Source organism: Nonomuraea sp. KM90, assembly GCF_052246675.1.
GTDB lineage: Bacteria > Actinomycetota > Actinomycetes > Streptosporangiales > Streptosporangiaceae > Nonomuraea.
On record NZ_JBQQCB010000099.1, the window covers coordinates 1 to 22,946 of the forward strand.

Annotated in this window: 23 protein-coding genes and 1 pseudogene; 13 read left to right on the forward strand and 11 right to left on the reverse strand. The window is 73.2% G+C overall.

What is annotated here, in order from left to right; translation table 11 throughout:
- Positions 1-766: AfsR/SARP family transcriptional regulator (locus ACTWPW_RS48450; RefSeq protein ID WP_443172767.1), on the reverse strand; the 766-nt coding region annotated here is incomplete at its 3' end.
- Positions 767-864: 98 nt separating this feature from the next.
- On the opposite strand from ACTWPW_RS48450, the gene ACTWPW_RS48455 reads away from it, so the two are divergent.
- Together ACTWPW_RS48455 and ACTWPW_RS48460 are read left to right on the forward strand one after the other, a co-directional pair.
- Complete coding sequence (locus ACTWPW_RS48455; RefSeq protein ID WP_443172768.1) at positions 865-1,866, forward strand: NADP-dependent oxidoreductase; 1,002 nt, start codon at positions 865-867, stop codon at positions 1,864-1,866.
- Between the two features lie 412 nt (positions 1,867-2,278).
- Positions 2,279-3,091 carry a class I SAM-dependent methyltransferase gene (locus tag ACTWPW_RS48460; protein WP_443172769.1) on the forward strand — a complete coding sequence of 271 codons (813 nt, stop codon included), beginning with the start codon at positions 2,279-2,281 and terminating at the stop codon, positions 3,089-3,091.
- A 163-nt stretch (positions 3,092-3,254) separates the two neighbouring features.
- On the opposite strand, the gene ACTWPW_RS48465 is transcribed toward ACTWPW_RS48460, so the two are convergent.
- A complete protein-coding gene (locus ACTWPW_RS48465) occupies positions 3,255-4,001 on the reverse strand; it encodes an ATP-binding cassette domain-containing protein (RefSeq protein ID WP_443172770.1) in 747 nt (248 codons plus the stop codon).
- Between the two features lie 175 nt (positions 4,002-4,176).
- Positions 4,177-4,638 (reverse strand): annotated as a pseudogene (locus ACTWPW_RS48470) (ABC transporter transmembrane domain-containing protein); the annotation flags it as partial.
- An 18-nt stretch (positions 4,639-4,656) separates the two neighbouring features.
- Between ACTWPW_RS48470 and ACTWPW_RS48475 the strand changes: the two are divergent.
- The 3 genes from ACTWPW_RS48475 (at position 4,657) to ACTWPW_RS48485 (ending at position 10,348) form a co-directional block, all read left to right on the forward strand.
- Positions 4,657-5,430 carry an ABC transporter ATP-binding protein gene (locus ACTWPW_RS48475; RefSeq protein ID WP_443172771.1) on the forward strand — a complete coding sequence of 258 codons (774 nt, stop codon included), beginning with the start codon at positions 4,657-4,659 and terminating at the stop codon, positions 5,428-5,430.
- Between the two features lie 277 nt (positions 5,431-5,707).
- On the forward strand, positions 5,708-9,052 hold the full coding sequence (locus tag ACTWPW_RS48480; RefSeq protein WP_443172772.1) for a S8 family serine peptidase: 3,345 nt from the start codon (positions 5,708-5,710) through the stop codon (positions 9,050-9,052).
- A gap of 189 nt (positions 9,053-9,241) precedes the next feature.
- Complete coding sequence (locus ACTWPW_RS48485; RefSeq protein WP_443172773.1) at positions 9,242-10,348, forward strand: GTP-binding protein; 1,107 nt, start codon at positions 9,242-9,244, stop codon at positions 10,346-10,348.
- Between the two features lie 156 nt (positions 10,349-10,504).
- Here ACTWPW_RS48485 and rpmF read toward each other — a convergent pair whose 3' ends face one another.
- The 5 genes from rpmF to rpmG are packed head-to-tail and all read right to left on the reverse strand — an operon-like array spanning position 10,505 to position 11,616.
- Positions 10,505-10,672 carry a 50S ribosomal protein L32 gene (gene rpmF, locus ACTWPW_RS48490; RefSeq protein ID WP_443172774.1) on the reverse strand — a complete coding sequence of 56 codons (168 nt, stop codon included), beginning with the start codon at positions 10,670-10,672 and terminating at the stop codon, positions 10,505-10,507.
- A 2-nt stretch (positions 10,673-10,674) separates the two neighbouring features.
- Positions 10,675-10,974, reverse strand: coding sequence for a 30S ribosomal protein S14 (gene rpsN, locus ACTWPW_RS48495; protein WP_375113573.1), 300 nt, complete (start codon positions 10,972-10,974; stop codon positions 10,675-10,677).
- Positions 10,974-11,210 carry a 50S ribosomal protein L28 gene (gene rpmB, locus ACTWPW_RS48500; protein ID WP_364117255.1) on the reverse strand — a complete coding sequence of 79 codons (237 nt, stop codon included), beginning with the start codon at positions 11,208-11,210 and terminating at the stop codon, positions 10,974-10,976. Before rpmB ends, rpsN begins: the two co-directional genes overlap by 1 nt.
- A complete protein-coding gene (locus tag ACTWPW_RS48505) occupies positions 11,210-11,455 on the reverse strand; it encodes a type B 50S ribosomal protein L31 (protein ID WP_364117253.1) in 246 nt (81 codons plus the stop codon). Before ACTWPW_RS48505 ends, rpmB begins: the two co-directional genes overlap by 1 nt.
- The gene (gene rpmG, locus ACTWPW_RS48510) at positions 11,452-11,616 is read right to left on the reverse strand and encodes a 50S ribosomal protein L33 (protein WP_049563842.1); all 165 of its coding nucleotides are present in this window, start codon (positions 11,614-11,616) and stop codon (positions 11,452-11,454) included. Before rpmG ends, ACTWPW_RS48505 begins: the two co-directional genes overlap by 4 nt.
- A gap of 73 nt (positions 11,617-11,689) precedes the next feature.
- On the opposite strand from rpmG, the gene ACTWPW_RS48515 reads away from it, so the two are divergent.
- The 3 genes from ACTWPW_RS48515 (at position 11,690) to ACTWPW_RS48525 (ending at position 14,358) form a co-directional block, all read left to right on the forward strand.
- The gene (locus ACTWPW_RS48515) at positions 11,690-12,832 is read left to right on the forward strand and encodes a CobW family GTP-binding protein (protein ID WP_443172775.1); all 1,143 of its coding nucleotides are present in this window, start codon (positions 11,690-11,692) and stop codon (positions 12,830-12,832) included.
- Positions 12,829-13,056 carry a 30S ribosomal protein S18 gene (rpsR, locus tag ACTWPW_RS48520; RefSeq protein WP_364117249.1) on the forward strand — a complete coding sequence of 76 codons (228 nt, stop codon included), beginning with the start codon at positions 12,829-12,831 and terminating at the stop codon, positions 13,054-13,056. The genes ACTWPW_RS48515 and rpsR overlap by 4 nt, the downstream gene beginning before the upstream one ends.
- Positions 13,057-13,152: 96 nt before the next feature.
- Positions 13,153-14,358, forward strand: a complete 1,206-nt coding sequence (locus tag ACTWPW_RS48525; RefSeq protein ID WP_443172776.1) for an MFS transporter — start codon at positions 13,153-13,155, stop codon at positions 14,356-14,358.
- Positions 14,359-14,407: 49 nt separating this feature from the next.
- Here the strand turns inward: ACTWPW_RS48525 and ACTWPW_RS48530 are convergent, their stop codons facing one another.
- On the reverse strand, positions 14,408-16,363 hold the full coding sequence (locus ACTWPW_RS48530) for a heavy metal translocating P-type ATPase (protein WP_443172777.1): 1,956 nt from the start codon (positions 16,361-16,363) through the stop codon (positions 14,408-14,410).
- 129 nt (positions 16,364-16,492) lie between these two features.
- Here ACTWPW_RS48530 and ACTWPW_RS48535 point away from each other — a divergent pair, with 129 nt between their 5' ends.
- The 5 genes from ACTWPW_RS48535 to ACTWPW_RS48555 all read left to right on the forward strand — a co-directional run bounded on the left by ACTWPW_RS48535 (position 16,493) and on the right by ACTWPW_RS48555 (position 21,166).
- Complete coding sequence (locus ACTWPW_RS48535; protein WP_364117247.1) at positions 16,493-16,891, forward strand: ArsR/SmtB family transcription factor; 399 nt, start codon at positions 16,493-16,495, stop codon at positions 16,889-16,891.
- A gap of 379 nt (positions 16,892-17,270) precedes the next feature.
- Positions 17,271-17,936 (forward strand): glycosyltransferase family 2 protein, encoded by a 666-nt coding sequence (locus ACTWPW_RS48540; protein WP_375113579.1) that lies wholly within the window; start codon positions 17,271-17,273, stop codon positions 17,934-17,936.
- Positions 17,937-18,013: 77 nt separating this feature from the next.
- The gene (locus ACTWPW_RS48545) at positions 18,014-18,679 is read left to right on the forward strand and encodes a TIGR04282 family arsenosugar biosynthesis glycosyltransferase (RefSeq protein WP_443172778.1); all 666 of its coding nucleotides are present in this window, start codon (positions 18,014-18,016) and stop codon (positions 18,677-18,679) included.
- On the forward strand, positions 18,676-19,665 hold the full coding sequence (locus ACTWPW_RS48550) for an NAD-dependent epimerase/dehydratase family protein (protein ID WP_375113581.1): 990 nt from the start codon (positions 18,676-18,678) through the stop codon (positions 19,663-19,665). The genes ACTWPW_RS48545 and ACTWPW_RS48550 overlap by 4 nt, the downstream gene beginning before the upstream one ends.
- 55 nt (positions 19,666-19,720) lie before the next feature.
- Positions 19,721-21,166 carry a glycosyltransferase 87 family protein gene (locus tag ACTWPW_RS48555; RefSeq protein WP_443172779.1) on the forward strand — a complete coding sequence of 482 codons (1,446 nt, stop codon included), beginning with the start codon at positions 19,721-19,723 and terminating at the stop codon, positions 21,164-21,166.
- Here ACTWPW_RS48555 and ACTWPW_RS48560 read toward each other — a convergent pair.
- Both ACTWPW_RS48560 and ACTWPW_RS48565 read right to left on the reverse strand, forming a co-directional pair.
- On the reverse strand, positions 21,075-21,557 hold the full coding sequence (locus ACTWPW_RS48560) for a hypothetical protein (RefSeq protein ID WP_443172780.1): 483 nt from the start codon (positions 21,555-21,557) through the stop codon (positions 21,075-21,077). The genes ACTWPW_RS48555 and ACTWPW_RS48560 overlap by 92 nt on opposite strands.
- Positions 21,554-22,834 carry a molybdopterin-dependent oxidoreductase gene (locus ACTWPW_RS48565; protein ID WP_443172781.1) on the reverse strand — a complete coding sequence of 427 codons (1,281 nt, stop codon included), beginning with the start codon at positions 22,832-22,834 and terminating at the stop codon, positions 21,554-21,556. The genes ACTWPW_RS48560 and ACTWPW_RS48565 overlap by 4 nt, the downstream gene beginning before the upstream one ends.
- Between the last annotated feature and the right edge of the window lie 112 nt (positions 22,835-22,946).

Below are 22,946 nucleotides of genomic sequence, written 5' to 3' on the forward strand. Positions count from 1 at the left end.
GGTTCGTACGCGGCCGCGGCGGCGCGAGCGAGGGATCCTGGCGCAGTATCGCCCGGTGGAGGGCGCCCAGCTCGGGGCCGGGGTCGAGACCCAGCTCGTCGGCGAGCCGGTGCCGCAGCTCGTCGTACCCGGCCAGCGCCTCCGCCTGCCGTCCCGACCGGTAGAGCGCGCGCAGGTGGGCGGCGCGCAGGCGTTCGCGCAGCGGGTGCGCGGCGACCAGCTCGCCCAGTTCGTCGGCCAGCAGGGTGTGCTCGCCCAGCTCCAGCCGTACCTCTGCCCGTTCCTCCAGCGCGGTCAGGCGCTGCTCCTCCAGCCGGACCGCGGCGCTCCGGGCGAACTCCTCGTCGGCGAAGTCGGCGTAGGCCGGACCGCGCCACAGCGCGAGCGCGTCCGACAGCAGCCCGGCCCTCGCCCGCGGGTCGGTGGCGGCGCGGGCCCGGTCGAGCAGCGCGGCGAACCGGAGGGCGTCCACGTCGGTGGCGCGCAGGACATAGCCCCGCGTCCGGAAGGCCACCAGCTCGCGCCCTCCCGGCTCGGCCTGCTCCAGGGCGCGGCGCAGCTGGGACACCTTGGTCTGCAGCGTGTTGGCGGGGTTGCCCGGCGGGTCGTCCCCCCACAGGTCCTCGGCCAGACGGTCGGCCGACACCGGACGTCCCTCGTGGGCCAGCAGGTCGGCCAGCAGTGCCCGGACCTTCACCTCGGGCACCCGTACGGGACGCCCGTCGTCGGTCCACACAGAAAGAGGGCCAAGTACACCGAATCGCACCAGGTCACCGTACCCGCAGCGAACCCCCAGCCGATCATGCGCGCCCCTGCCCAGAGTGGAGCCCGACGCAAGAGAGCACCACGAGCGAGGAGCCCACCATGACCGTGAACCGTGAGATCCACCTGGCCGCCCGCCCCTCCGGCGAGCCTGGCGCGGAGCACTTCGAGCTGGTCACCACCGCGTTGCCCGAGCCGGCCGAGGGCCAGGTACTGGTCCGCAACACCTGGATGTCGGTCGACCCCTACATGCGCGAGCGGATGCACGACGCCGAGTCCTACCTGCCCCCGTTCCAGCTCGGCGCGCCCCTGGACGGCTCGGCGATCGGCGAGGTCGTGGCCTCGCGCTCAGCCGGCGTCCCGGTGGGCGCGACCGTCGTGCACTTCCTCGGCTGGCGCGAGTACGCCGTGGTGGACGCCGCAGCCGTGACCGTCGCCGACCTCACCCTGGCCCCCGCCGAGGCGTGGCTCGGCGCGCTGGGCACCACCGGGCTGACCGCCTACGCGGCCCTCACCCAGGTGGCCCCCGTACGGGAGGGCGACGTGGTCCTCGTCTCGGCAGCGGCCGGGGCGGTCGGCAGCATCGCCGGGCAACTGGCCCGCAAGCTCGGGGCCTCCCGGGTGATCGGTTCCGCCGGCGGGACACTGAAGGCGAAGAAGCTCGTGCAGGACTTCGGCTACGACGCCGCGATCGACTATCGTGTCGGTTCGGTCGCCGGGCAACTGGCCGAGGTCGCCCCCGACGGCATCGACGTCTACGTCGACCACGTCGGCGGCGACCACCTGGTGGCGGCCATCGACGCCCTGCGCCACGGCGGCAGGATCGCGATGGTCGGCGCGATCAGCTCCTACAACGCCACCGAGCCGGTCCCCGGCCCGGGCAACCTGTTCGCCCTGGCCGCCAAGGACGCCACCCTGCGCGGCATGCTGATCAACTCCTACTTCCACCTGTTCCCCGAATGGATCGCGAAGGCGGCCGGCTGGCTGGCGGACGGCTCCCTGCACACCGAGCTGACCGTGGCCGAGGGCATCGAGCGGGCACCCGCCGCGTTCCTGGACATGATGCGCGGCGGGAACATCGGCAAGATGCTGGTCAGGCTCTGACCCGCCGCGGACCCGGTCCGGAAACTTGCCGCCACGCCGCACGGCCGGGCGGGAACGGTGCGCACGCTTTCGACCCGCGGCACGCGGTCACCGTCGAGTCCCGGGCGGGCGTGCGCGCGCGATCATCCGCCGAGCCCTGCCTCGCGCTCCGTTCCCGCCCTCGCCGATGTGATGGGTTACGCATTGATTCGACAATGATTATCATCTGCGGTACTTGTCGCGATCTGGATGACTTCTGCAGCGAAGGATGACCGCATGTCCGCTCCTACGGTTCCATCGGCGCGCCGCGCGCTGCGGGGAGCCGGCACGTGATCCACCTCAAAGACGTGCGCTGGACGTACGCCGGCACCGGCGCGCCCACCCTCGACGGCCTCACCCTGCACCTCCAGAACCTTCCAGACGGAGAATCCGCATGACATCCGCCGGCATCGGCACCATCTTCGACAGCGCCGCCACCCAGTACGCCGAGGTCTCACCCGTGCTGTGGGACCGCATCGGCGAGGCGACGGTGACGGCAGCGGCCGTCCGAGCAGGCGAACGCGTCCTGGACGTGTGCTGCGGCGCGGGCGCCTCGGCCATCCCGGCTGCGAAGGCGGCCGGACCGCAGGGGCACGTGGACGCCATCGACCTCGCCGGCGAGCTCCTCGCCCACGGCCGGCGCTGCGCCGCCCTCGACGGGCTGCGGAACGTGCGCTTCGTCCAGGCGGACGCCACCACCTGGGAGCCTGTCGAGGGCCACAGCTACGACGTGGTGCAATGCGTCCACGGCGTCTTCTTCCTGCCGGACATGGACGCCTCCGTCTCCCGCCTGACCGGCCTGCTCCGGCCCGGCGGACGGCTGGTCGTCACGGCGTGGGCGCAGGGTGCGATGGAGGGCTTCGGCCGGCTGTTCGCCGAGGCGGTCGCGCGAGTGCGCGAGACGCCGACGGCTCCGCCCTCCAGCAAGCAGGCGGCGTCCCGGCTCGACACCGAGGAGGCGTTGGGCGCCTGGCTGGCCGCCCGAGGGCTGACGCAGGTCACCGTGACCCGCTCCCCCTTGCGCATCCCCCTCGACGCCGCGCTCGCCTGGCAGGTGGCGCTCGGCAGCGGCTTTCGCGGCATGCTCGCCGGTCTGGAGGGGTCCGCCGTCGAACGGGTGCGCACGGCCTTCGTCCATCTCCTCGACGAGCGGGAGATGGACGAGTTGGACGCCACGTCCCTGGTCGGAGCGGGAACGCGCCCGTGATCGGCGGCGGCGCCGGATCGCGGTTCTCGCCGCCCCGTCCGATGCGACCACCTGGAGCCGCACCACCCGGGCGGTCCGGGCCACGAGCGGCCGCCAACGCCGGCGCAACTGCCCGCCCGCAAGCCATGAGCCCGCTCCGCGGAGCACCGCGTCCTGCCGCCCTTCACGACTGCCGGGCGAACAGAGGGGACAGCCGCTCGCGGAGCTCGTCGTAGGAGCCTTCGGCGGCGACCCGGCCCTCCTCCAGCAGCACGATGTGGTCGGCTTGCCGGATGGTGGACAGGCGGTGGGCGATGACCAGCGTGGCCCGTCCCGTGGCGGCCTGGCGGAGCGCCTCGGTGAGGCGGGCCTCGTTGTCGGGGTCGAGGTTGGCCACCGCCTCGTCCAGCACGAGCACCGGCGCCCGCGTGGCCAGCGCCCGGGCGACGGCCACCCTGGCCCGCTGGCCTCCGGAGAGCGTGACGCCTCGCTCCCCCACGGGGAGGTCCGGGTCGATGGTGAGCTGGGCGGTGTGCAGCGCGCCGGCCACGTCGGCGTCGGGGGCGCCGAGCCGTACGTTCTCCCCGATCGTGCCGGCGAACAGGTGCACGTCCTGTGGCACCACCGTGACGTGCCGGTGCAGGCCGGCGATGTGCGGCAGCGGTACGCCGCCCACCAGGATGCGGCCGCCGTCCGGGTCCCAGTGGCGCAGCAGGAGCGACACGCAGGTGGACTTGCCCGCGCCCGAGGCGCCGACCAGGGCGACGGTCGTGCCGTACGGGATGCGGAAGGACACCCCGCGCAGAACGTCGGGCCCGTCCGGGGTGTACCGGAAGCGCACGTCCTCGAAGACCACGTCCGGCCGGGCGGCCACCTCGCGGGGTGCCCGCGGCGGGAGCACGTTGGCGGGTGCGGTGACCAGCGTGTGCACCCGGTCGGCCGCCGCGCGCAGCGCGCGTCCCGGCCGCCGCGACGGCGAGCAGCAGGTCGGTGAGGGCCGCCTCCAGCCCGCCGCGGGCCGCGTTCGCCGCCTGCGCGCGGGCCAGTCGGCGGGTCTTGCGTGCCAGCAGGCCCCTGCGGCGTTCCAGTGCGCGGAAGGCCGTGAGCTCGCGCATGCCCTGGACGGTGTCGACCACGTCGGAGGTGAGCTCGGCGGTGGCGGCCCGCAACTCCTCGCCGTGCCGCCGCGAGGCCTTGCGCAGCCACAGCGGCACGGCGAGCACGCATGCGGCCACCGGCAGCGACACGGTCAGCAGCAGGGGGTCGATCATCGCCGCGGCCACGCTCCCGGCCGCGAGCACCGTGCCCGCCGTGATGAGCTGTGCCAGGGTGTGCGCGAACAGCCACTCCAGGGTCTCGATGTCGGACAGCACGGCCGCGGACAGGTCCCCGCTGCGGCGGCCCAGCAGGCGGCCCGGGGCGATCCTGGCGACCGCGTCGTACACCTGGCCCCTGAGCCTGGCCAGCGGACAGCCTCGCCCAGCTCGCCGGGCACCCCTCGACGGCACGCACCGGCTCGGCGTCCCGACCGGCGTGATCACCGCTCTGGCCGGCGCCGCCGTCCTCATCAGACTGGGAAGGTCTCAATGAGCGTCATGGTCCAGGACCTGCACTTCTCGTACGGCACGCGCCCGGTCCTGGCCGGGGTCGGCCTCACCATCGAGCCCGGCGAGTTCGTGGCCCTGGTCGGCGTCAACGGATGCGGCAAGAGCACCCTGCTGCGCCTGATCGCGGGCCTGCTCAAGCCATCGTCCGGCCGGATCCTGCTCGGCGGCGCGGAGCTGGCCTCCCTGTCGCGCAGGCAGGTGGCACAGCGGCTGGCGGTCCTGCACCAGAGCCTGCCGCCCGTCCCCGCGCTGACCGTCCGCCAGCTCGTCCGCCAAGGCCGGTACCCGCACCGGGGGCCGCTGGGACTGCTCCGGGAGACGGACTCCATGGACGAGGCGCTGGAGCTGGCCGGGGTCGCCCATCTCGCCGACCGCGTCCTCGACACGCTGTCCGGCGGCGAGCGCCAGCGCGTACGCCTGGCGCTCGCCGTGGCCCAGAACACCGGCATCCTGCTCCTGGACGAGCCGACCGCGCACCTGGACATCCGCCACCAGCTGGAGGTTCTCGACCTGGTCCGCACCCTGCGGGAGGCGCGCGGCCTCACCGTCGTGACCGTCCTGCACGAGCTGGACCACGCGGCCCGCTTCGCCGAACGCGTCGTCGCGCTCCACAAGGGACAGGTCTGGGCCGACGGCGGACCGAGGGAAGTGATCACACCGGACCTGCTGGCCGAAGTGTTCGGCGTGGCCGGGCGCGTGGTCACCGACGAACTGCACGGGACTCCCCGCTGCCTGCTCGACGCGGCCCTGTGACCCCCGCCGCTCAAGGCGGGTCGACGGCATGCAGCGCGAGCGGCCGCTGTCGATCGTGAACTGTGCCGGATTCCCGGCGGAATTCTGGCAACTCGGCAGGGTTCCTTGTCAAGAGATCGCTGCGTACACTCCGGTCGGAACGGAGATGAGTTTCGTTCCCGCTCGTCACCCGCCGGGGAGGGTCAGTGCTCTCTCCGGCGCGCCTGCGAGCTGGGTGACCTGACGCCTCCCGGGCGGCGCGGCGAGTCCACGCAGCCCCTCGACGAGGAGGATCTCCGTGTCATCCAGCGCCCTGTTATCCCGCGCGCGGCGACTCGTCCCGGTCGCCGCCGCCTTGAGCGTCGTCCTGGCCATGAGCCCGGCGACCGCCACGGCGAGCCCGACCCCGTCCCCACCGGCGAAGCGGTGGACGGCCACTCCCCTGGCCCCGGCCGAGGTCGTGGACGGCGCCAAGTCCCCGACGGGCAAGCTCGCCAAGAGCGACCCGGCCCTGCTGAGCAACACCTCTCCCGCACCGGTCAACGTCGTGGTCAAGCTGGACTACGACTCGCTGGCCGCCTACCAGGGCGGCCTGCCCGGCCTGCCGGGCACGAGCCCCTCCGTCACGGGCCGAGCCCTCGACACCAGGAGCGCTGACGCCCGCCGGTACGCCGAGCACATCCAGGAGGTCGAGAACGCCTTCCTGGCCGAGCTGGCCGCGAAGGTCCCCGGCGCCGTGACCGGCCAGCGGATCAGGACGGTGTACGGCGGCATCGCGCTGCGCATCCCCGGCGACAAGGCGGCCGAGGTGCTGAAGCTGCCCGGCGCCGTCGCCGTCCAGGAGGACAGGCCGCAGCAGCTGCTCACCGACTCCAGCCCCGCGTTCATCGGCGCCCCCGTGATCTACGGCAAGCTCGGCGACACCGGCAAGACGGCCGGCAAGGGCGTGATCGTGGGCGTGCTGGACAGCGGCGCCTGGCCCGAGCACCCGTCGTTCGCCGCCCGCTCCGGCCTGCCGGACCCGCCGCCCACCAAGGACGGCACGCCGCGGGTGTGCGACTTCGGCGACAACCCGACGACTCCCGCCGCCGACCCGTTCGCCTGCACCAACAAGCTGGTCGGCGGGCGGCCGTTCCTGGAGACGTACAACGCGGTGTTCGGCGGCGAGGTCTATCCCGACAGCGCCCGCGACTCCAACGGCCACGGCACCCACACCGCCAGCACGTCGGCCGGCGGACCGGTGGCCGACGCGACGCCGCTGGGCATCAGCCGGGGCCCGATCCACGGCATCGCGCCCGGCGCCGCCGTGTCGGTGTACAAGGTGTGCGGCGCGGAGGGCTGCTTCCCCTCCGACTCTGCGCAGGCGGTGGCGCGGGCCATCCTGGACGGCGTCCGCGTGATCAACTTCTCGATCTCCGGCGGCAGCGACCCGTACAGCGATCCGGTGGAGCTGGCCTTCCTCGACGCGTACGCGGCCGGCGTGCTGGTCTCGGCGTCGGCGGGCAACTCCGGGCCCGGCGCGGACACCACCGACCACCTCGGCCCGTGGACGACCACGGTGGCCGCCTCCACGCAGACCAGGACGTTCCAGTCCACGATCACGCTGACCGGCGGGGGCGCCACGGCGACGATCAAGGGTGCCTCCATCACCCCGGGGATCGGCTCGCCGCTGCCCGTGGTGCTCGGCTCGGCGCCGCCGTACTCGCGGCCGCTGTGTGACGCCCCGGCGCCCGCCGGGCTGTTCACCGGGAAGATCGTCGCCTGCGAGCGCGGCCCGAACCGGGTGCTGAAGGGCTACAACGTCATGCAGGGCGGCGCCGCCGGCATGATCCTCTACAACAGTTTCCCGTTCGACGTCTTCACCGACGCCCACTGGATCCCCACGGTGCACCTCGACAAGCCGGAGGCCGACACCCTGCTGGGCTTCCTGTCGGCGAACCCGGGCGCCGCCGCGTCCTTCACCCAGGGGGCCAAGAGCACCTGGCAGGGCGACGCGATCACGCACTTCTCCTCCCGCGGCCCCGGCGGGGACTTCCTCAAGCCGGACGTCACCGCGCCGGGCCTGCACATCATGGCGGGCATGACCCCGACGCCCGAGTCGCCGCTGGAAGGGCCGCCGGGCAACCTCTACCAGGTCATCTCGGGCACCTCGATGTCGGCACCGCACGTGGCGGGATCGGCCGCGCTGCTGTTCGCCCTGCACCCGGACTGGACGCCGGGACAGGTCAAGTCCGCGCTGGAGACCACGGCCAGGACCGCGGTCACCAAGCAGGACCGTACGACGCCGGCGGACCCGTTCGACATGGGCGGCGGGCGCATCGACCTGACCAAGGCCGGCGACCCCGGCCTGACCCTGGACGAGAGCGCCGCCGGCTTCGTCGCCTCCGCGGCCGACCCGCTCAACCGGATCGACCTCAACCTGCCCTCGGTGAACGCCCCCACCATGCCGGGCGTCATCACCGCCACGCGCACGGTCACGAACGTCACGAACAGGACGCTCACCTTCACCACCGCCGGCAAGACCGTCAGCGGCGCGAACATCGCGGTCCTGCCGCCGCGCTTCTCCGTCGCACCGGGCAGGAGCGCCAAACTGAGCATCGTCATCACCGCGCCCGACCTGCCCGACGGGCAGTACTTCGGCCAGGTGGACATCAAGCAGGCCGGCGGCTCCCGCGCGCTGCACCTGCCGGTCGCGTTCTTCCGCCAGGAGGGCGCGGTGCCGGTCGACCAGACCTGCGCGCCGGCCACCGTTCCCAGGAACACCGGCGAGTCCACCTGCACGGTCACCGTGCGGAACAACACCGCCCAGGACGCGGAGGTGACCGCCGTCAGCACGCTCGACGCCCGCCTGCGCCTCAACGCCGTCACAGGTGCCACCAAGATCGGCACCCAGGTCGCGACCGCCAGGACGACGCTGGCCGCCAGCCAGCCCGCCAGGCCCTCGATCGCACCGGGTGCGGGACCGGCCGGGTACCTCCCGCTCGACTCCTTCGGCGTCACCCCAGTCTCGATCGGTGACGAGCAGTCGGTGAACCTCACCCCGTCCGCGGCGTTCACCTTCGCCGGCGAGAGCTACACCAGGCTCGGCGTGACCTCCAACGGCTACAGCGTGGCCGGCGGAGCCGCGTCGGCGGACATCTCGTTCACCCCGCAGACACTGCCCGACCCGGCACGTCCCAACGGCGTGCTGGCCCCCTACTGGACCGACCTCGACGGCACCGGAGCCCCCGGGGTCCTGGCCACGGTCCTGTCCGACGGCACGAACCGCTGGCTGGTGGTGGAGTGGCGGGTCAACCTCTTCGGCACCACGGATCTGAAGGTGTTCCAGCAGTGGATCGGGCTCAACGGCGCGGAGGACGTCAGCTACGCCTACGACCCGGCCAACCTGCCCGGCGCGCCGCCCGCCGAGTACGGCCTGACCGTGGGCGCCGAGAACGACGAGGGCACGGCGGGCGACCAGATCACCGGGCCGCCCACCGAGGACCTGGTCGTCACCAGCACCCCGGCCGTCCCCGGCGGCACCCTGACGTACTCGATGAAGGTCAGGGGAGTCAGCCCGGGCGTCGGCAAGGTCACCACGGCCACCTCGACCCCCCAAGTCCGAGGCATCACCGTCGAAGTGGACCGGATCACCGTCCAATGACATGACAGCAGCCGCGGGCGGCGCGACCGCCCGCGGCCGCGGGACGAGCCGGCAACGCGTCTGAGCGCAGGCCTTGCCTGCTCGCGCGAACCCCCGAAGCAGCGCCCGGAACCCCGATTGGGCTGCCCGGATTGGCGATACATGCGATGATATCGACAATGATTTTCATTTCGTAGAAAAGGGGGTTCAATGCGCACTCCTGTCGCCTTGATCGCGGGCCTGCACCACATCGCCCGGACCGCCGCGGTCGATCGGCTGCTGCGCCGGCACCCGGGAGCCGTCGCGATCCACCACCACGTTCGTCCCACCGGTGAGGGCCGGATCGAGCGTGTGGTCCGCGACGTCTCAGGCGTCCTGAGCCGGACCGAGGTACGCCCCGCGCACGGCTGCGTGACCCGCACCGTGCGCGAGGACCTCCTTTCCGAGCTGCCGCGCCACTCCGCCACGGCGTCACTGCTGGTAGCCGACCTGTGGGACGCGGCCGAGCCCCGCCCGGTGGCCGAGGCCCTGGCCGGACAGGAGCGGCTTCGCCTGGCGTGCGTGCACACCGCGCTGGACGCCGAGCACATGCCCGTGGACATCTGCCGCGGCGACCGCCTGAACGAGACCGGCCGGGCCGCCCCCGGCGACCGGCGCTTCCTGGCCGGGGTGCTGGCCCGGCAGATCGAGTACGCCACCAGCCTCTCCCTGCACGGCGGCGACGCCGAGGACGCGGAGCTGTCGGCCACCGTGCTCGCCCACCTGGCCCCGCACACGCCGATCGTCCGCTGCCCCGGCCTGGCCGCCGGCGCCCTGTGCGTGCACGAGCTGGCCGGACGCGTCGATCCGGCCACCGCGCAGCTCCCCGCCGAAGGGCAGAGCGGGGAGATCACCACGGTGGTGTGGCACCGCCTGCGCCCGCTGCACCCGGTCCGGTTGTTCGACGTCATGGAGGAGCTGGCGACCTCCACGGTTCGCTCCCGCGGCCGGTTCTGGCTGGCCAACCGGCCCCACCGCATGCTGGCCTGGGACGCGGTGGCCGGCGCGGTCTCCGTCGAGGACGCCGGGCCATGGCTGGCCGCGCTGCCCGAGGCGATGTGGGAGCTCACCACCCCGGCCCGGCGCGCGGTCGCCGCCCTGGGCTGGAACCCGATCGTCGGCGATCGCGTGCAGCACCTCGTCTTCACCGGGCCCGGCCTCGACCGCGACCGCATCGTCTCCCTGCTCGACTCGTGCCTGATCGACCAGGACGACGCCCTGCCCGGCGCCGCCGAGTGGGCCGGCCACGACGACCCGTTCGCCCCGTACTGGAGGTGAAGGCCTGATCGCGGGCGGCCTTCGACCAAGGGCGATCCTGGGAGCACGCGCCCCCGCGCCGCGGTTCCGTCGCCGCCCTGGCCACCGGGGCCCCCGCCGTGCCGCCGCGCCCGGCGTGTCCCTGGCACGGCGGAGCGGCCCGGTGGCCGGGTGACCTCAATCGACCGTGATCAACCCCCGCTGGTAGGCGCGGACGAGACGGCGGGGCACGAGCAGCTCGCGCCCGTTCACGGTGATCGGGACGAGGTCGGGCGCGGCGGCCTTCCACTGGCTGCGCCGGTGGCGGGTGTTGCTGCGCGAGGTCTTGCGCTTGGGTACCGCCATGGCTACCAGCTCGCTTTCGTGATGCCGGGCAGCTCGCCGCGGTGCGCCATCTCGCGGAAGCGCACGCGGGAGAGCCCGAACTTGGTCAGGTGGCCACGGGGGCGGCCGTCCACGGAGTCGCGGTTGCGGACGCGGGTGGCGCTGGCGTCGCGCGGCTGTCGGGCCAGCTCGCGTACGGCGTCCGCCCGCTCCTGCGGGGTGCCGGTGCGGACGAGCTCCTTCAGCTCGGCGCGCCGCTCCGCGTGGCGTGCGACCACGGCCTTGCGCCGCTCATTGGCCGCGATCTTGCTCTTCTTGGCCATCAGACCTTCTCTCCCCGGGCGCGGATCCGTGCGACGGCCGCCTCGACGCCGATCTTGTCGATGGTCTTGATCGCGCGGGCGCTGACCGAGAGCCGGACGAAACGGTCCTCGCTCGGCAGCCAGTAGCGGCGCTGCTGGATGTTGGGGTTCCAGCGGCGCCGGGTGCGCCGGTGGGAGTGGGAGACGTTGTTGCCGAAGACCGGCTTGACGCCGGTGAGCTGGCAGTGCGCGGACATCAGGTCCTTCCGTAGCGCTGGTTGAACCGCTCGACGCGGCCCGCGGTGTCCAGGACGCGGTTGCGTCCGGTGTAGAAGGGGTGGCTCGCCGAGGACACGTCGACGTCCACCACCGGGTACGTCCTGCCGTCGGTCCACTCGATCGTCTTGTCGCTCGCGATCGTCGAGCGGGTGAGGAACGCGAAGTCCGCACCGGGATCCCGGAAGACGACCGGGCGGTAGTCGGGGTGGATGCCCTTCTTCATCGCTCCTCCCTGAACAGCACGTGCCGGCGGATGGTGGGGTCGTACTTGCGCAGGGTGAGCCGGTCGGGGGTGTTGCGCCGGTTCTTCCTGGTCACGTAGGTGTAGCCGGTGCCGGCCGTGGACTTGAGCTTGATCACGGGTCGCACCTCATTTCTCGCCAAAACGATTCCTTCCTCCTTGCGAAGCTGTGCCATGATAACGAGAACGGTTTTCATTATTGCAACAGGAGGCTGAGTGCCCACCCCCGTCGTCCTCGTCGCGGGCCTGCACGGCACCGCCCGCACCGCCACCGTCGAGCGGCTGCTGGCCGGACATCCAGGCTCGCTCGCCGTCCATCACGACCTGAGCGCGGTCGCCGACGGACTCGTCAGGCGCATCGTCCGCGACGCGACACGCGTTCTGGACACAACCGACGTGCGGCTCGCCCACGGCTGCATCACCTGCACCGTGCGCGAGGACCTCATCCCCCAGCTCGTCATGCTGGCGCCCGCATCAGCGCTGCTGATCGTGGACCTGTGGGACTCGGTGGAGCCGCGCTCGGTGGCCGAGGCCATCGACTGCGACGAGGCGAAGGAGAGCCTGCGGCTCACCGCCGTGCTCACCGCGGTGGACGCCGAGGCCATGCCCGACGACATCACCCGCGGCGAACGCCTGCGCGAGGTCGGCAAGCCCGCCGCCGCCGGCGACCAGCGCTACCTGGCCGAGGTCCTCGCCCGGCAGCTCGAATACTCCACCGGCCTGGTCCTGCACGGCGGTGACGAAGACGATCGGGAGCTGTCCCGCACGGTCCTGGCCCATCTCACCCCCGTCACCCCGGTCCACACCGTCGGCTCCCTTCCCCCGGTCACCGGCGCCGCCATCTGCACCGGAGAGCTGGCCGAACGCGTGGACCCGGCCACCGCCCAGCTCCCCTGCGACGCCGAGACCGACGAGATCGTCACCACCGTCTGGCGCAGCCGCCGCCCCCTGCACCCCGCCCGCCTCTTCGACGCCGTCGACGAGCTCGTCACCGAGTCCGTACGCTCGCGCGGCCGCTTCTGGCTGGCCACCCGCCCCGGCCAGCTGCTGGCCTGGGACGCGGTCGCGGGCATCGTCTCGGCCGAGGACGCCGGCCCCTGGCTGGCCGCGCTCCCCGAAGCCGCCTGGGACCTGGTGTCCCCCGCGCGCCGCCTGACCGCCGCCCTCGACTGGGACGACGCGCACGGCGACCGCGTCCAGCACCTCGTCTTCACCGGCCCCGACCTCGACCCCGCCCGCTTCCACGCGCTGCTCGACTCCTGCCTGCTCACCCAGGAGGAGGAAGCAGCGGGCCCGGACGCCTGGGCCGGCTACGACGACCCGTTCGCCCCCATCCTCAACATCAAGGAGACCGCGTGAAGATCCGCCGCGCCCCGCGCAAGAAGCCCAACCCGCTGCTGAACGTCGACCACGTCGACTACAAGGACACCAACCTGCTGCGCAAGTTCGTCTCCGACCGCGGCAAGATCCGCAGCCGCCGCGTCACCGGCGTCACCGTCCAGCAGCAGCGCCAGATCGCCAAGGCCATCAAGAACGCCCGCGAGATGGCCCTGCTCCCCTACGCCTCCCGCCCCGGCGCATGACGGTGTTCACCGAGCTCCGCGGCACCGACGTCACCGGCGCCACGCCGGGGTCATCGTCCCCCACATGAGCCACGTTTCGGAGAAGGGCCCTTCCTGGTGCGCAAAGCACTGATTCCGCTGCTCATCGCCGTCCTGGTGGTGTACTCGGCACAACAATTACTCACCCCGGTCCTGGCGCCGCTCTCGCGCGAACTGACGCTGACCGAGACCCAGCTGGGCCTGGTCATCACCGTCGCGGCCACGGCCCTGACCATCGCCAGCCCGCTGTGGGGACATGCGCTCCAGAAGCTCGGCCTGCGCCTGGTCCTGCTGCTGGGGCTCGGGCTCACCACGGCGGGTCTGACCGGATTCGCGATCGTCGCCGCCGTCGGCCTCGACGGCACGATGCCCACGCCCATGGTCTTCGCCCTGATGCTGGCCACCCGCAGCATCGTCTTCGGCGCCGGCGTCGCCGCCCTGCCGGTCGCCGCCCTGGCCGTCGCGGGCACGGCCACCACCACCGAGGCAGAACGCACCCGCGCCACCGGCCTGGTCGGCGCGGCCCAGGGCGTCTCCATGGTCCTGGGTCCCGCCGGAGGGGGCGCCCTGGCCGTGGTGTCGCTGACGCTCCCCCTCTACCTCGCCCCGGTCCTGTGCCTGCTCCTCTCCCTCTGGGTCCTGGCGGCCGTACGCCCGCCGGCGGCCAAGGCGCCTTCCGGACCCGGCGGCCCGCGGTTGCGCCCGTGGGACGCGCGGCTGTGGCCGCTCCTCGCGATCGGCTTCTTCCTCTACCTGTCGCTCGGACTGGTCCAAGTGATCATCGGTTTCCTGGTCGCCGACCGCCTTCACCTCGGGCCGCAGGAGACCGCGGGCGCGGTCGGCATCGCGCTGTTCACCGCCGGGCTGATCCTCGTCGCGGTGCAGGGCGGCGCGGTGCCGGCGCTCGGCTGGCCGGTCCTGCGCCTGCTCCGGGCCGGCATCCCCATCGCCGTCGCCGCCTTCGCGCTGCTCGCCGTCGCCGACAGCCTCTGGCTGATCTCCGTGTCCTTCGGCCTGCTCGCTCTCGGGCTGGGCCTCGCGAGCCCCGGCTTCACCGCCGCACCGACCCTCGTCGCCGAGCCCGCCCAGCAGGGCTCGATCTCCGGGCTCGTGAACGCCACCATCGGCGCCACGTTCATCGTCGGCCCCCTCCTGGGCACCGCCCTGTACGAGATCAGCCCGGCCATCCCCATCCTCACGGCACTTGGCGCCGTCGCGACCGCGCTCGTCCTGGCATGGGCGTCGCCCGCCGCCCGGCGCGCACGTGTGGCACCGGCCCGGTAGCGGTGTCACGCCCCGCGGCACCTGGTCGTCGGCGCTCGGGATGGCGTCATCATCGGCGGACCGGTCGACGTGGCGCGACCTCGCGGGGAGGCGGCGCCGAGGCCGCCTTCCGCCAGGCCGCGTCGCGCAGCAGCCGCAGGCCGTTGAGCCCGACGATGACGGTGGAGCCCTCGTGCCCGGCCACCCCCAGCGGCAGGGGCAGATCACCGAGGAGGTCCCAGGCCACCAGGACACCGATGAACGTGGCCGCAATGGCGAGATTGGCCACCACCAGCCGCCTGGCACGGCGGGACAGGGCGATGACGGCGGGCACCGCGGACAGCTCGTCCCGGACGACGATGGCGTCAGCCGTCTCCAGGGCGAGGTCGGATCCGACGCGGCCCATCGCGACCCCGGCATGCGCGGCGGCCAGCGCGGGAGCGTCGTTGACGCCGTCGCCCACCAGCAACACCCGCTGCCCGCCGTGCTGGAGTGCCCGCACGGCCTCGACCTTGCCCTCCGGCAGCAGCCCGGCCCGTACGTCGGTGATGCCCACCTGCGCGGCGAGCCGTTCCGCCGCGCGCGGGTTGTCACCGGTCAGCAGCACGGGCCTGGCCCCGGTCAGGGCGACGATCCGCTCGATGCTCTCCGCCGCGGCCGGGCGCGGCCGATCGGCCAGGCCGAGCACTCCGGCGGCCTGACCGTCCAGCCTCACCAGCACGGCGGTCTGCCCGCCGCTCTCCAGTTCGCTGATCAGGTCCGCCACCTGGTCGCCTGCACCCGGCAGGTGGGCGGGGCTGCCGACCTCGACCCGGCGGCCGGCCACACGGGCGCTGACGCCGCGGCCGGGAGCCGAGGAGAACTCACCGGCTTCCGCGACCGTCAGGCCCTCCTCGCGGGCGGCGCGCACCACCGCGCGGGCGATCGGATGCTCCGATGGATGCTCCGCCGCGGCCGCCAGGGCGAGCAGTTCCCTCGCGTCGACCGGGGCGCCGGGCAGCGGGCGGGTCTCGGCCAGGCGCGGCATGCCCTCGGTGAGGGTGCCGGTCTTGTCGAAGGCGACCACGCCGGCGGCTCCGATCTGTTCCATGGCCACGGCGGACTTGACCAGCACGCCGTGCCGTCCTGCGGTGGCGATGGCGGCCAGCAGCGGGGGCATGGTGGCCAGCACCACCGCGCACGGCGAGGCGACGATCATGAAGGTCATCGCGCGCAGCAGCGTCGCCTCCAGGTCGGCGCCGAAGACCAGCGGAACCGTGAACAACGCCAGCGTGGCGGCCACCATCGCGATCGAGTACCGCTGCTCCACCTTCTCGATGAACAGCTGCGTGCGGGCCTTGGTGGCGCCGGCCTGCGCCACCATGGCGACGATCCGGGCGACCACCGTCTCGCCGGCCGGGCGTCCGACCCGCACCCGCAGCGCGCCGGTGCCGTTCAGCGTGCCGGCGAACACCTCGTCCCCGGTGGCCTTGGGCACCGGGAGCGGCTCGCCGGTGATCGTGGCCTGATCCACCTCGCCGGCTCCGTCCAGCACCGTGCCGTCCGCGCCGATCCGTTCCCCCGGCCGGACGATGATCACGTCGCCGACCGCCAGTTCGGTCGTGCGCACCACCTGTTCGGTGCCGTCCTCCCTCAGCCTGGCCGCCGTGTCCGGGGCCAGGTCCAGCAGCGCGCGGACCGAATCCTCGGTGCGCTGCGTGGCGTAGGCCTCCAGCGCGCCGGAGGTCGCGAAGATCACAATCAGCAGGGCGCCGTCGAAGACCTGGCCGATCGACGCCGCGCCGATCGCCGCGGCGATCATCAGCAGATCGACGTCCAGCCGGCGCTCGCCGAGCGCTCGCAACCCGGACAGCGCGGGCTCCCAGCCCCCGGCCGCATAACAGGCCAGGTACAGCCCCCACCACACCCAGCTGGGCGCACCGGCCAGCTGGGCGACCCCGCCCACCGCGAACAGACCGGTGGCCGCCAGGGCCCACCGCACCTCCGTCAACCGCAGGAAGCGGGTACGGCGACGGCCTGCCGGCACCGTTCGGTCACTTCCCGCGTGCTGCCGCCGCCCGAGAGCGGCGGTATCCGATTCGATTATCACCGTGGCAGCATATATGCGCACATGCGAAGGTAAGCAAGTAGTTCGCCCTTGCACTATCCTTCAGACATGCACGAGTCGATAGCGGACTTCCGGATGCCGACGGAGGAGCAGGTCCATCTGGCGGCCGAATCGCTGCGGCTGCTGGCCGATCCGACTCGCATGAAGATCCTCTGGGCCCTGCTGCAAGGCGAGTCGTCGGTGGCGTGCCTGGCGGAGCTCGTCGGCGCCGCCCCCACCGCCGTCAGCCAGCACCTGGCCAAGCTCCGCCTGGCGGGGCTCGTCCGCGGTCGCCGCGAAGGCACCTTCGTCTACTACTCGGCGGCCGACGTCCACGTCCGCCGCCTCCTGGAAGAGGCGCTCTTCCACGCCGATCACGCCGACCGCGACCTGCCCCACCATCCCCCGGACGACACCTCCGCCCACCGGCCGGCCCACTGGCCGGCAGCGACTCCCACTCCCGGCTGAGCGCCGCCCGCACGCCGCGCAGGACGGCCGCGCGCAACACGCGACATCGAGGCCGGCGGGTGAGACGGTCATCCCACCGTCCGCCCAGGCCCGCACCGGTCCCATGAAGGCGCCGGGCACGCGGGTCGGGCGAGGCCGGTGCCGAGCCGCAGGGGACAGCGCGTGTGGCGCCCCGTTCGCGGCAGGTCCGTGGTGCCGTGCCGCCGCGCCGAAGGTTGGAGCGGCCTTTGCCGGAGGCGTAGGGTCGCCGACGTTCTGTTTGCGATCAGCGGCCTCGGTCGCGCCGCGGCCCTCGTGGTGGGTCTGAGCTGGTCATTTCTCGGAAAGGCAGTCCTCTTGGGGAGGGTGCGGGCCGGGGTGTCGCGTTAGCGTCGGCGGCGTGGAGATCGACGTGGTGCTGCCCTGCCTGGACGAGGCGGCAGCCCTTCCGTGGGTGCTCGAGCGGATGCCGGACGGCTTTCGCCCGATCGTGGTCGACAACGGCTCGACCGACGGTTCCGCGAAGATCGCGGCCGGGCTCGGCGCGATGGTGATAAGCGAGCCCCGTCGCGGGTTCGGCGCGGCGTGCCATGCGGGGCTGGTGGCCGCGGTCTCGGACGTCGTCTGTTTCATGGACGCCGACGCGTCGCTGGACCCCGGTCAGCTGCCTCGGGTGAGCGGACCTGTCGTGGCCGGTGCGGCCGACCTCGTCCTCGGTCGCCGGGTTCTCCGGCCGGGCGCGTCATGGCCGGTGCACGCCCGGCTCGGCAACGCGGTGCTGGCTCGGCGGCTGCGCCGCCGTACCGGTGCCGAACTGCACGATCTGGGGCCGATGCGGGCGTGCGGGCGGGTCGCCCTGCTCCGGCTGGGGCTCGCCGACCGGCGTTTCGGCTATCCGCTGGAGATGGTGCTACGCGCGGGGGCGGCGGGCTGGCGCATCCGCGAGACCGAGGTGGACTACCTCCCCCGCGAGGGCAGGTCGAAGGTGACCGGCACAGTACGCGGCACGCTGCGGGCGATCGGCGACATGCGCCGGGTCATGGCCCGTCGGGACGGGGCGGCGTGAATCCGGCGGACGATCGGGGCGGCGTGAATCCGGCGGACGATCGGGGCGGCGTGAATCCGGCGGACGATCGGGGCGGCGTGAATCCGGCGGACGATCGGGACGCCGGGCTCCGCCCGCAGATCCTCGTGATCGCCAAGGAGCCCGTGCCCGGAAGGGTGAAGACCCGGCTCGTTCCGCCTCTCACCCCCGGTCAGGCCGCTGCTCTGGCCGGCGCCGCGCTGGAGGACACGTTGCGGACCGTCGCCCGGGTGCCGGGCGTCCACCGGGTGCTCGCCCTTGACGGCGCTCCCGGGCCCTGGCTTCCCGGCGGCTTCACGGTGCTCCCGCAGCGCGGGAACGGTCTGGACGAACGGCTGGCCGCGGCCTTCGAGGACGCCCACCGGCTGCGGCCCACCCCCATCGTGCTCATCGGCATGGACACCCCGCAGGTGTCCGCCGCTCTGCTGACCGAGGCCGTGTCCCTGCTGGCCGGCCACGACGCGGTGCTCGGCCCGGCGGCCGACGGCGGCTTCTGGCTGCTCGGGCTGCGTGTTCCCGACCCGGCGCTGCTGCTCGGCGTGCCGATGTCGGAGCCGGCCACCGGTGAGACCCAGCTGCGAAGACTGAGGGAGGCGGGGATGAGCATCGCCTTGATGCCGTGCCTGACGGATGTGGACACCATCACGGACGCGATCGAGGTGGCGGCGATGGCCCCGCGGTCGCGCTACGCCGCCGCGCTCGCCGGGATCGGAGCGGCGACATGACCAGGGTGCTGGTGACCGGTGCGGCCGGGTTCATCGGGAGTCATGCGGTCGAGGCGCTGGAGGCGAACGGCCACGAGGTGGTCGGGCTCGACCTCCGGTCCGGCGACGACGTTCGCGACCGGGCCGTTCTCGACCGGCTGCTGCCGGAGGTCGATGTGGTCGTGCACCAGGCGGCCAAGGTCGGGCTCGGCGTGAACGTGGCGGACCTGCCGGACTACGCCTCGGTCAACGTGTACGGCACGGCCGTGCTGCTGGCGGCGATGGCGGAGCACGGCGTCGGGCGGCTGGTGCTGGCGTCCTCCATGGTGGTCTACGGTGAGGGCGCCTACGAGTGCGCGCGGCACGGCCGGGTACGGCCCGGTCCCCGCTCCGCCGCGGACATGTCGCGAGGCTCCTTCGAGCCCCGCTGTCCCCGATGCGGTGAGGGCGTGGCCTTCGCCGCCATCGACGAGGACGAGCCGGTGGATCCGCGCAACGCGTACGCCACCACCAAGCTGGCGCAGGAGCATCTCGCCGCCAACTGGGCGCGCGAGACGGGCGCGACGGCGACCGCCCTTCGCTACCACAACGTGTACGGCCCCAGGATGCCGAGGGACACCCCGTACTCGGGCGTCGCGGCGATCTTCCGGTCCGCGCTGGAGTCCGGTCGCCCGCCGCGGGTGTTCGAGGACGGCGGGCAGCTGCGCGACTTCGTCCACGTCCGCGATGTCGCCGACGCCAACGTCGCCGCCCTCACCCGCGACGAGCCCGGAACGCTGGCCGCCTACAACATCGCCAGCGGCGAGCCGCATACCGTCGGCGAGATGGCCTCGGCCCTGGCGGCGCAGCGGGGCGGCCCGGAACCGGTCACCACCGGGGAGTTCCGGCTGGGCGACGTTCGCCACATCGTGGCGGCACCGCACCGGGCAGCGGTCCAGCTCGGCTTCCGGGCGCGGATCGGATTCGCGGAAGGGATGAAGGAGTTCGCCACCGCGTCCCTGGCCTGACCGCTCGAATGCCGACTTCGGCGGATCCGTTCCGGCGCCTCCCGCGGACGGGGACATGACGCCGGGCGGCGTGGCCCGCTGCCGCCTCGCCGGCACGGTCGTGCTCCTGCTCCTTCTGGTCTGCGTGCTGGCGCTGACCGTCGGCGCGGGCTCGTACTACACCGACCGGGCCGGCCTGCTCCGGTGGTACGGGCTCGCCTGGGCGCTCTTCGCCGCGGCGGCGTGGACCCTGCGCAAGGTGCCGCGACGCCAGGCGACGTTCCTCGTGCTCGCCGGGGGCGTCGCGGTGACCGCCACGGGCCTCCTCGCGCCCCCGGCCACCAGCACCGACGCCTACCGCTACGCCTGGGACGGCCGCGTGCAGGCGGCGGGCGTCTCTCCCTATGACCACGCCCCGGCCGACCCCGCGCTCGCGCGGCTGCGCGACCGCTGGCTCTTCCCGGAGGGCGCCGGCTGCGACGAACCGGGCCGCTACCCGATCCCGTCCGGCGAGGGGACCCGATCGTGTACGCGGATCAACCGCCCCGCCGTCCACACGATCTACCCGCCGCTGGCCGAGGCGTACTTCTGGGTCGTGCACCGGCTCTCGCCCGAGGGGTCACGGCACAAGCCGCTCCAGATCGGCGGCGCGCTGCCGGCGCTGGCGACGGCGCTCGTCCTGCTGATCGCGCTCCGGCCCAGGGCTCCCGCGAGGGCCGCCTGGTGGGCGTGGTGCCCCGCCGTTCCGATCGAGTCGGTGAACAACGCCCATGTCGAAGCGCTGGGCGTGCTGCTCGCCGTCCTCGCCCTGATCATCGCGCACCGGCACAGAGCCGGCGGCGGCCTGCTGCTCGGCGCGGCGACCGCCGTCAAGCTCCTGCCCGCCACGGTCGCACCCGGGATGCTCTCCGGGCTTCTGGCCAGAGGCGGGCCTCCCCTGCGACGGCGCGTGATCGACGCCCTGGCGGTCCTCGGGCCCGCCCTCCTCGTCGTGACGCTCGCGTATCTGCCGTACGTGCTGGCGTCCCACGAGTCCGTCCTCGGCTATCTCTTCGGTTACCTGAATGAGGAGGGTTACGCCGGCACCGGCGACAACCGCCGCTACGCGGTGCTCCGTCTGGTCCTGCCCGACTCGTGGGCCCTGCCCGCCGCCCTTGCCGTTCTCACGGCCGCGGCGCTGCTCGTCCTTCGCCGGGGCGACGGCCGCCGCCCGTGGCGGGGAGCCCTGGTGGTCACCGGTACCGCGTTCCTCGTCTTCACGCCCGGCTACTCCTGGTACGCCCTATTGGTCGTCGCGCTGGCCGCCCTCGACGGCCGCTGGGAATGGCTCGGCATCCCGCTCGCCGGTGCCGTCTCCTACCTGAGCCCTCAGGCCGGCCTCGGAACGGCCGCCTACGCCGTCGCGGCACTGGCGGTCGTCGCCGGCTGCGTCACACGCAGGGTGCTCGACGATCCGCCCTGCTCGACGCACCGCGCCGCACCGCGTACAGCAGCCCCGAGACGCCGAAGAGCACCACGGTGATCAGCAGCCAGCGCGCGAGATAGGGGGAGGTGCTCAGTCCGACCGCCCCGCGATAGTCGCGCTCGGCACCGCGGAGGACGAGCGGGAACCACACCAACAGCAGCAGCCCGGACAGCGCGGCCGGCACCCGCAGGTGGTTGATCGCAGCGGGCCGTGGCGTCCGGCGCGATGCCCGCCTGGTCAGGGCCTGGGTGGCGGCGTCGGCGGCGGAATACACGGGATACAGCACCAGATCGTGCAAGATGATCGCACCCACGAGCCATGCGGCGAACCCCAGCCAGATGCCGGCGGCGACCACCCGGGTGGTGACATAGCCCGCGACCACGAAGCAGGCCACCAGCAGGAGAAGGTGCCACAGGGGGGCACCGTAGCCGCTCACCCGCCGGCTCACGCGGTCTCCACGCGGAAGTCCAGTTCGCGCACCCACTTGGTGTTGTGCACCCCCGGGGCGTTCGGCACGATGATCCGCGCCGGGTATCCGTGGTCGAGCGACAGGTCGGCGCCGTTCACCCGCAGCGCGAGCAGCGAGCGCGGGTCGGCCACCTGCCGGGCGCTCAGCGACGCCTGGCCGAAGTAGCCCACACGCTGCAGGGACCTGGCCGTGACCCCCGCCGAGCCGGGCGGCACTCCGGCCAGGCGGGCCAGGTCCGCGAGCCGTACGCCGGTCCAGGTCTGCTCGGTCGACCAGCCCTCCACGCAGGCGATCGGAAGCGCGTAGGTGTGCAGCGGCATCGCCAGCAGGTCCTCGCGGGACAGGTGGAGCCGGCCGGTGCCGGCGACCGTCAGCCGCCACCGCGCGCCGGTCTCCGCCGCGGTGACGCCCAGGCTCGCCGCCGTCTTGTTGATCTGGAAGTCGTTGGGCCCGGTGCCGTAGTCACGGCCGTGCGGGGCCAGCAACGCCGTACGGCGCAGCGGCCCGTCCAGCGTCTGCCCCACCGACAGGCCGAACATCATCACCGATCCCCCGCCGACGAACGCCAGCAGCCCGCGCCGGGACATGGTGGGCGGCGCCGGGTCCGTGGCCACCAGGCCGTCGGGGTCGGGCGGTTCCGGCCGCGTGCCGGCCAGGCCCGTGCGCAGCTCGCGGCGCAGGTCCCGCGACCGCACCGCCCGGATCGCCTTCGGCAGCCGCACGACGACGTGGACGGCGAGCGCGGCCAGGAAGATCCACGCACCGTACAGATGCGCCGGGTAGAAGGAGAACGGGAAGACGTAGAAGATCTGGATGTTGAGGATCCCGGTGGCGAACTGGAACACCGCGCCGCCCACCAGGAGCACCAGGCTGGCCCGCTCGACGGCCTCGGCGATCGAGCGCGCGGGCGGCCAGGCGAACAGCTTCGGGATCACCGACCACAGCTTGGCCAGCAGCACCGGCACCAGCGTCAGCCCGACGACGACATGGGCGCCCTGGGTGAGCCGGTACAGCCAGGCCGGATCCGTGGGCCAGTCGAAGAGATAGAAGCCGAGCAAACCCTTGGTGGGGGTGGTGTCGTTCCCCGGCAGTCGCGGCTGGTAGGCGGCGTACGACAACAGCCCGGTGACCGCGACGATGACCAGCCCGGCCAGCAGGACCAGGCCGAGCACCGACGTGAGCCACGGGCCACGCAGCGGGCTGCGCCAGAACCCGGGCCGGAACGGCCCGGGAGGCCCCGCCCGCAACCACGCCACCGGCCGCGACTCCCGACCGGTCGCGTCCTGCTCCCGGGCACGTCTGGGCGGCGTATCCGGCATTGATCCCCCCGAAGCCGATGTCGGATGCTGCTCTCCTTACCGGTTACCT

Excerpts from the sequence above, each read along its gene's own strand:
- ACTWPW_RS48550 (WP_375113581.1), top strand. The coding sequence starts at position 18,676 with ATGACCAGGGTGCTGGTGACCGGTGCGGCCGGGTTCATCGGGAGTCAT.
- ACTWPW_RS48535 (WP_364117247.1), top strand. The coding sequence starts at position 16,493 with ATGCACGAGTCGATAGCGGACTTCCGGATGCCGACGGAGGAGCAGGTC.
- ACTWPW_RS48505 (WP_364117253.1), bottom strand. The coding sequence starts at position 11,455 with ATGAAGAAGGGCATCCACCCCGACTACCGCCCGGTCGTCTTCCGGGAT.
- rpsN (WP_375113573.1), bottom strand. The coding sequence starts at position 10,974 with ATGGCCAAGAAGAGCAAGATCGCGGCCAATGAGCGGCGCAAGGCCGTG.
- rpmB (WP_364117255.1), bottom strand. The coding sequence starts at position 11,210 with ATGTCCGCGCACTGCCAGCTCACCGGCGTCAAGCCGGTCTTCGGCAAC.
- ACTWPW_RS48460 (WP_443172769.1), top strand. The coding sequence starts at position 2,279 with ATGACATCCGCCGGCATCGGCACCATCTTCGACAGCGCCGCCACCCAG.
- ACTWPW_RS48455 (WP_443172768.1), top strand. The coding sequence starts at position 865 with ATGACCGTGAACCGTGAGATCCACCTGGCCGCCCGCCCCTCCGGCGAG.
- ACTWPW_RS48485 (WP_443172773.1), top strand. The coding sequence starts at position 9,242 with ATGCGCACTCCTGTCGCCTTGATCGCGGGCCTGCACCACATCGCCCGG.
- rpmF (WP_443172774.1), bottom strand. The coding sequence starts at position 10,672 with ATGGCGGTACCCAAGCGCAAGACCTCGCGCAGCAACACCCGCCACCGG.
- ACTWPW_RS48555 (WP_443172779.1), top strand. The coding sequence starts at position 19,721 with ATGACGCCGGGCGGCGTGGCCCGCTGCCGCCTCGCCGGCACGGTCGTG.
- ACTWPW_RS48475 (WP_443172771.1), top strand. The coding sequence starts at position 4,657 with ATGAGCGTCATGGTCCAGGACCTGCACTTCTCGTACGGCACGCGCCCG.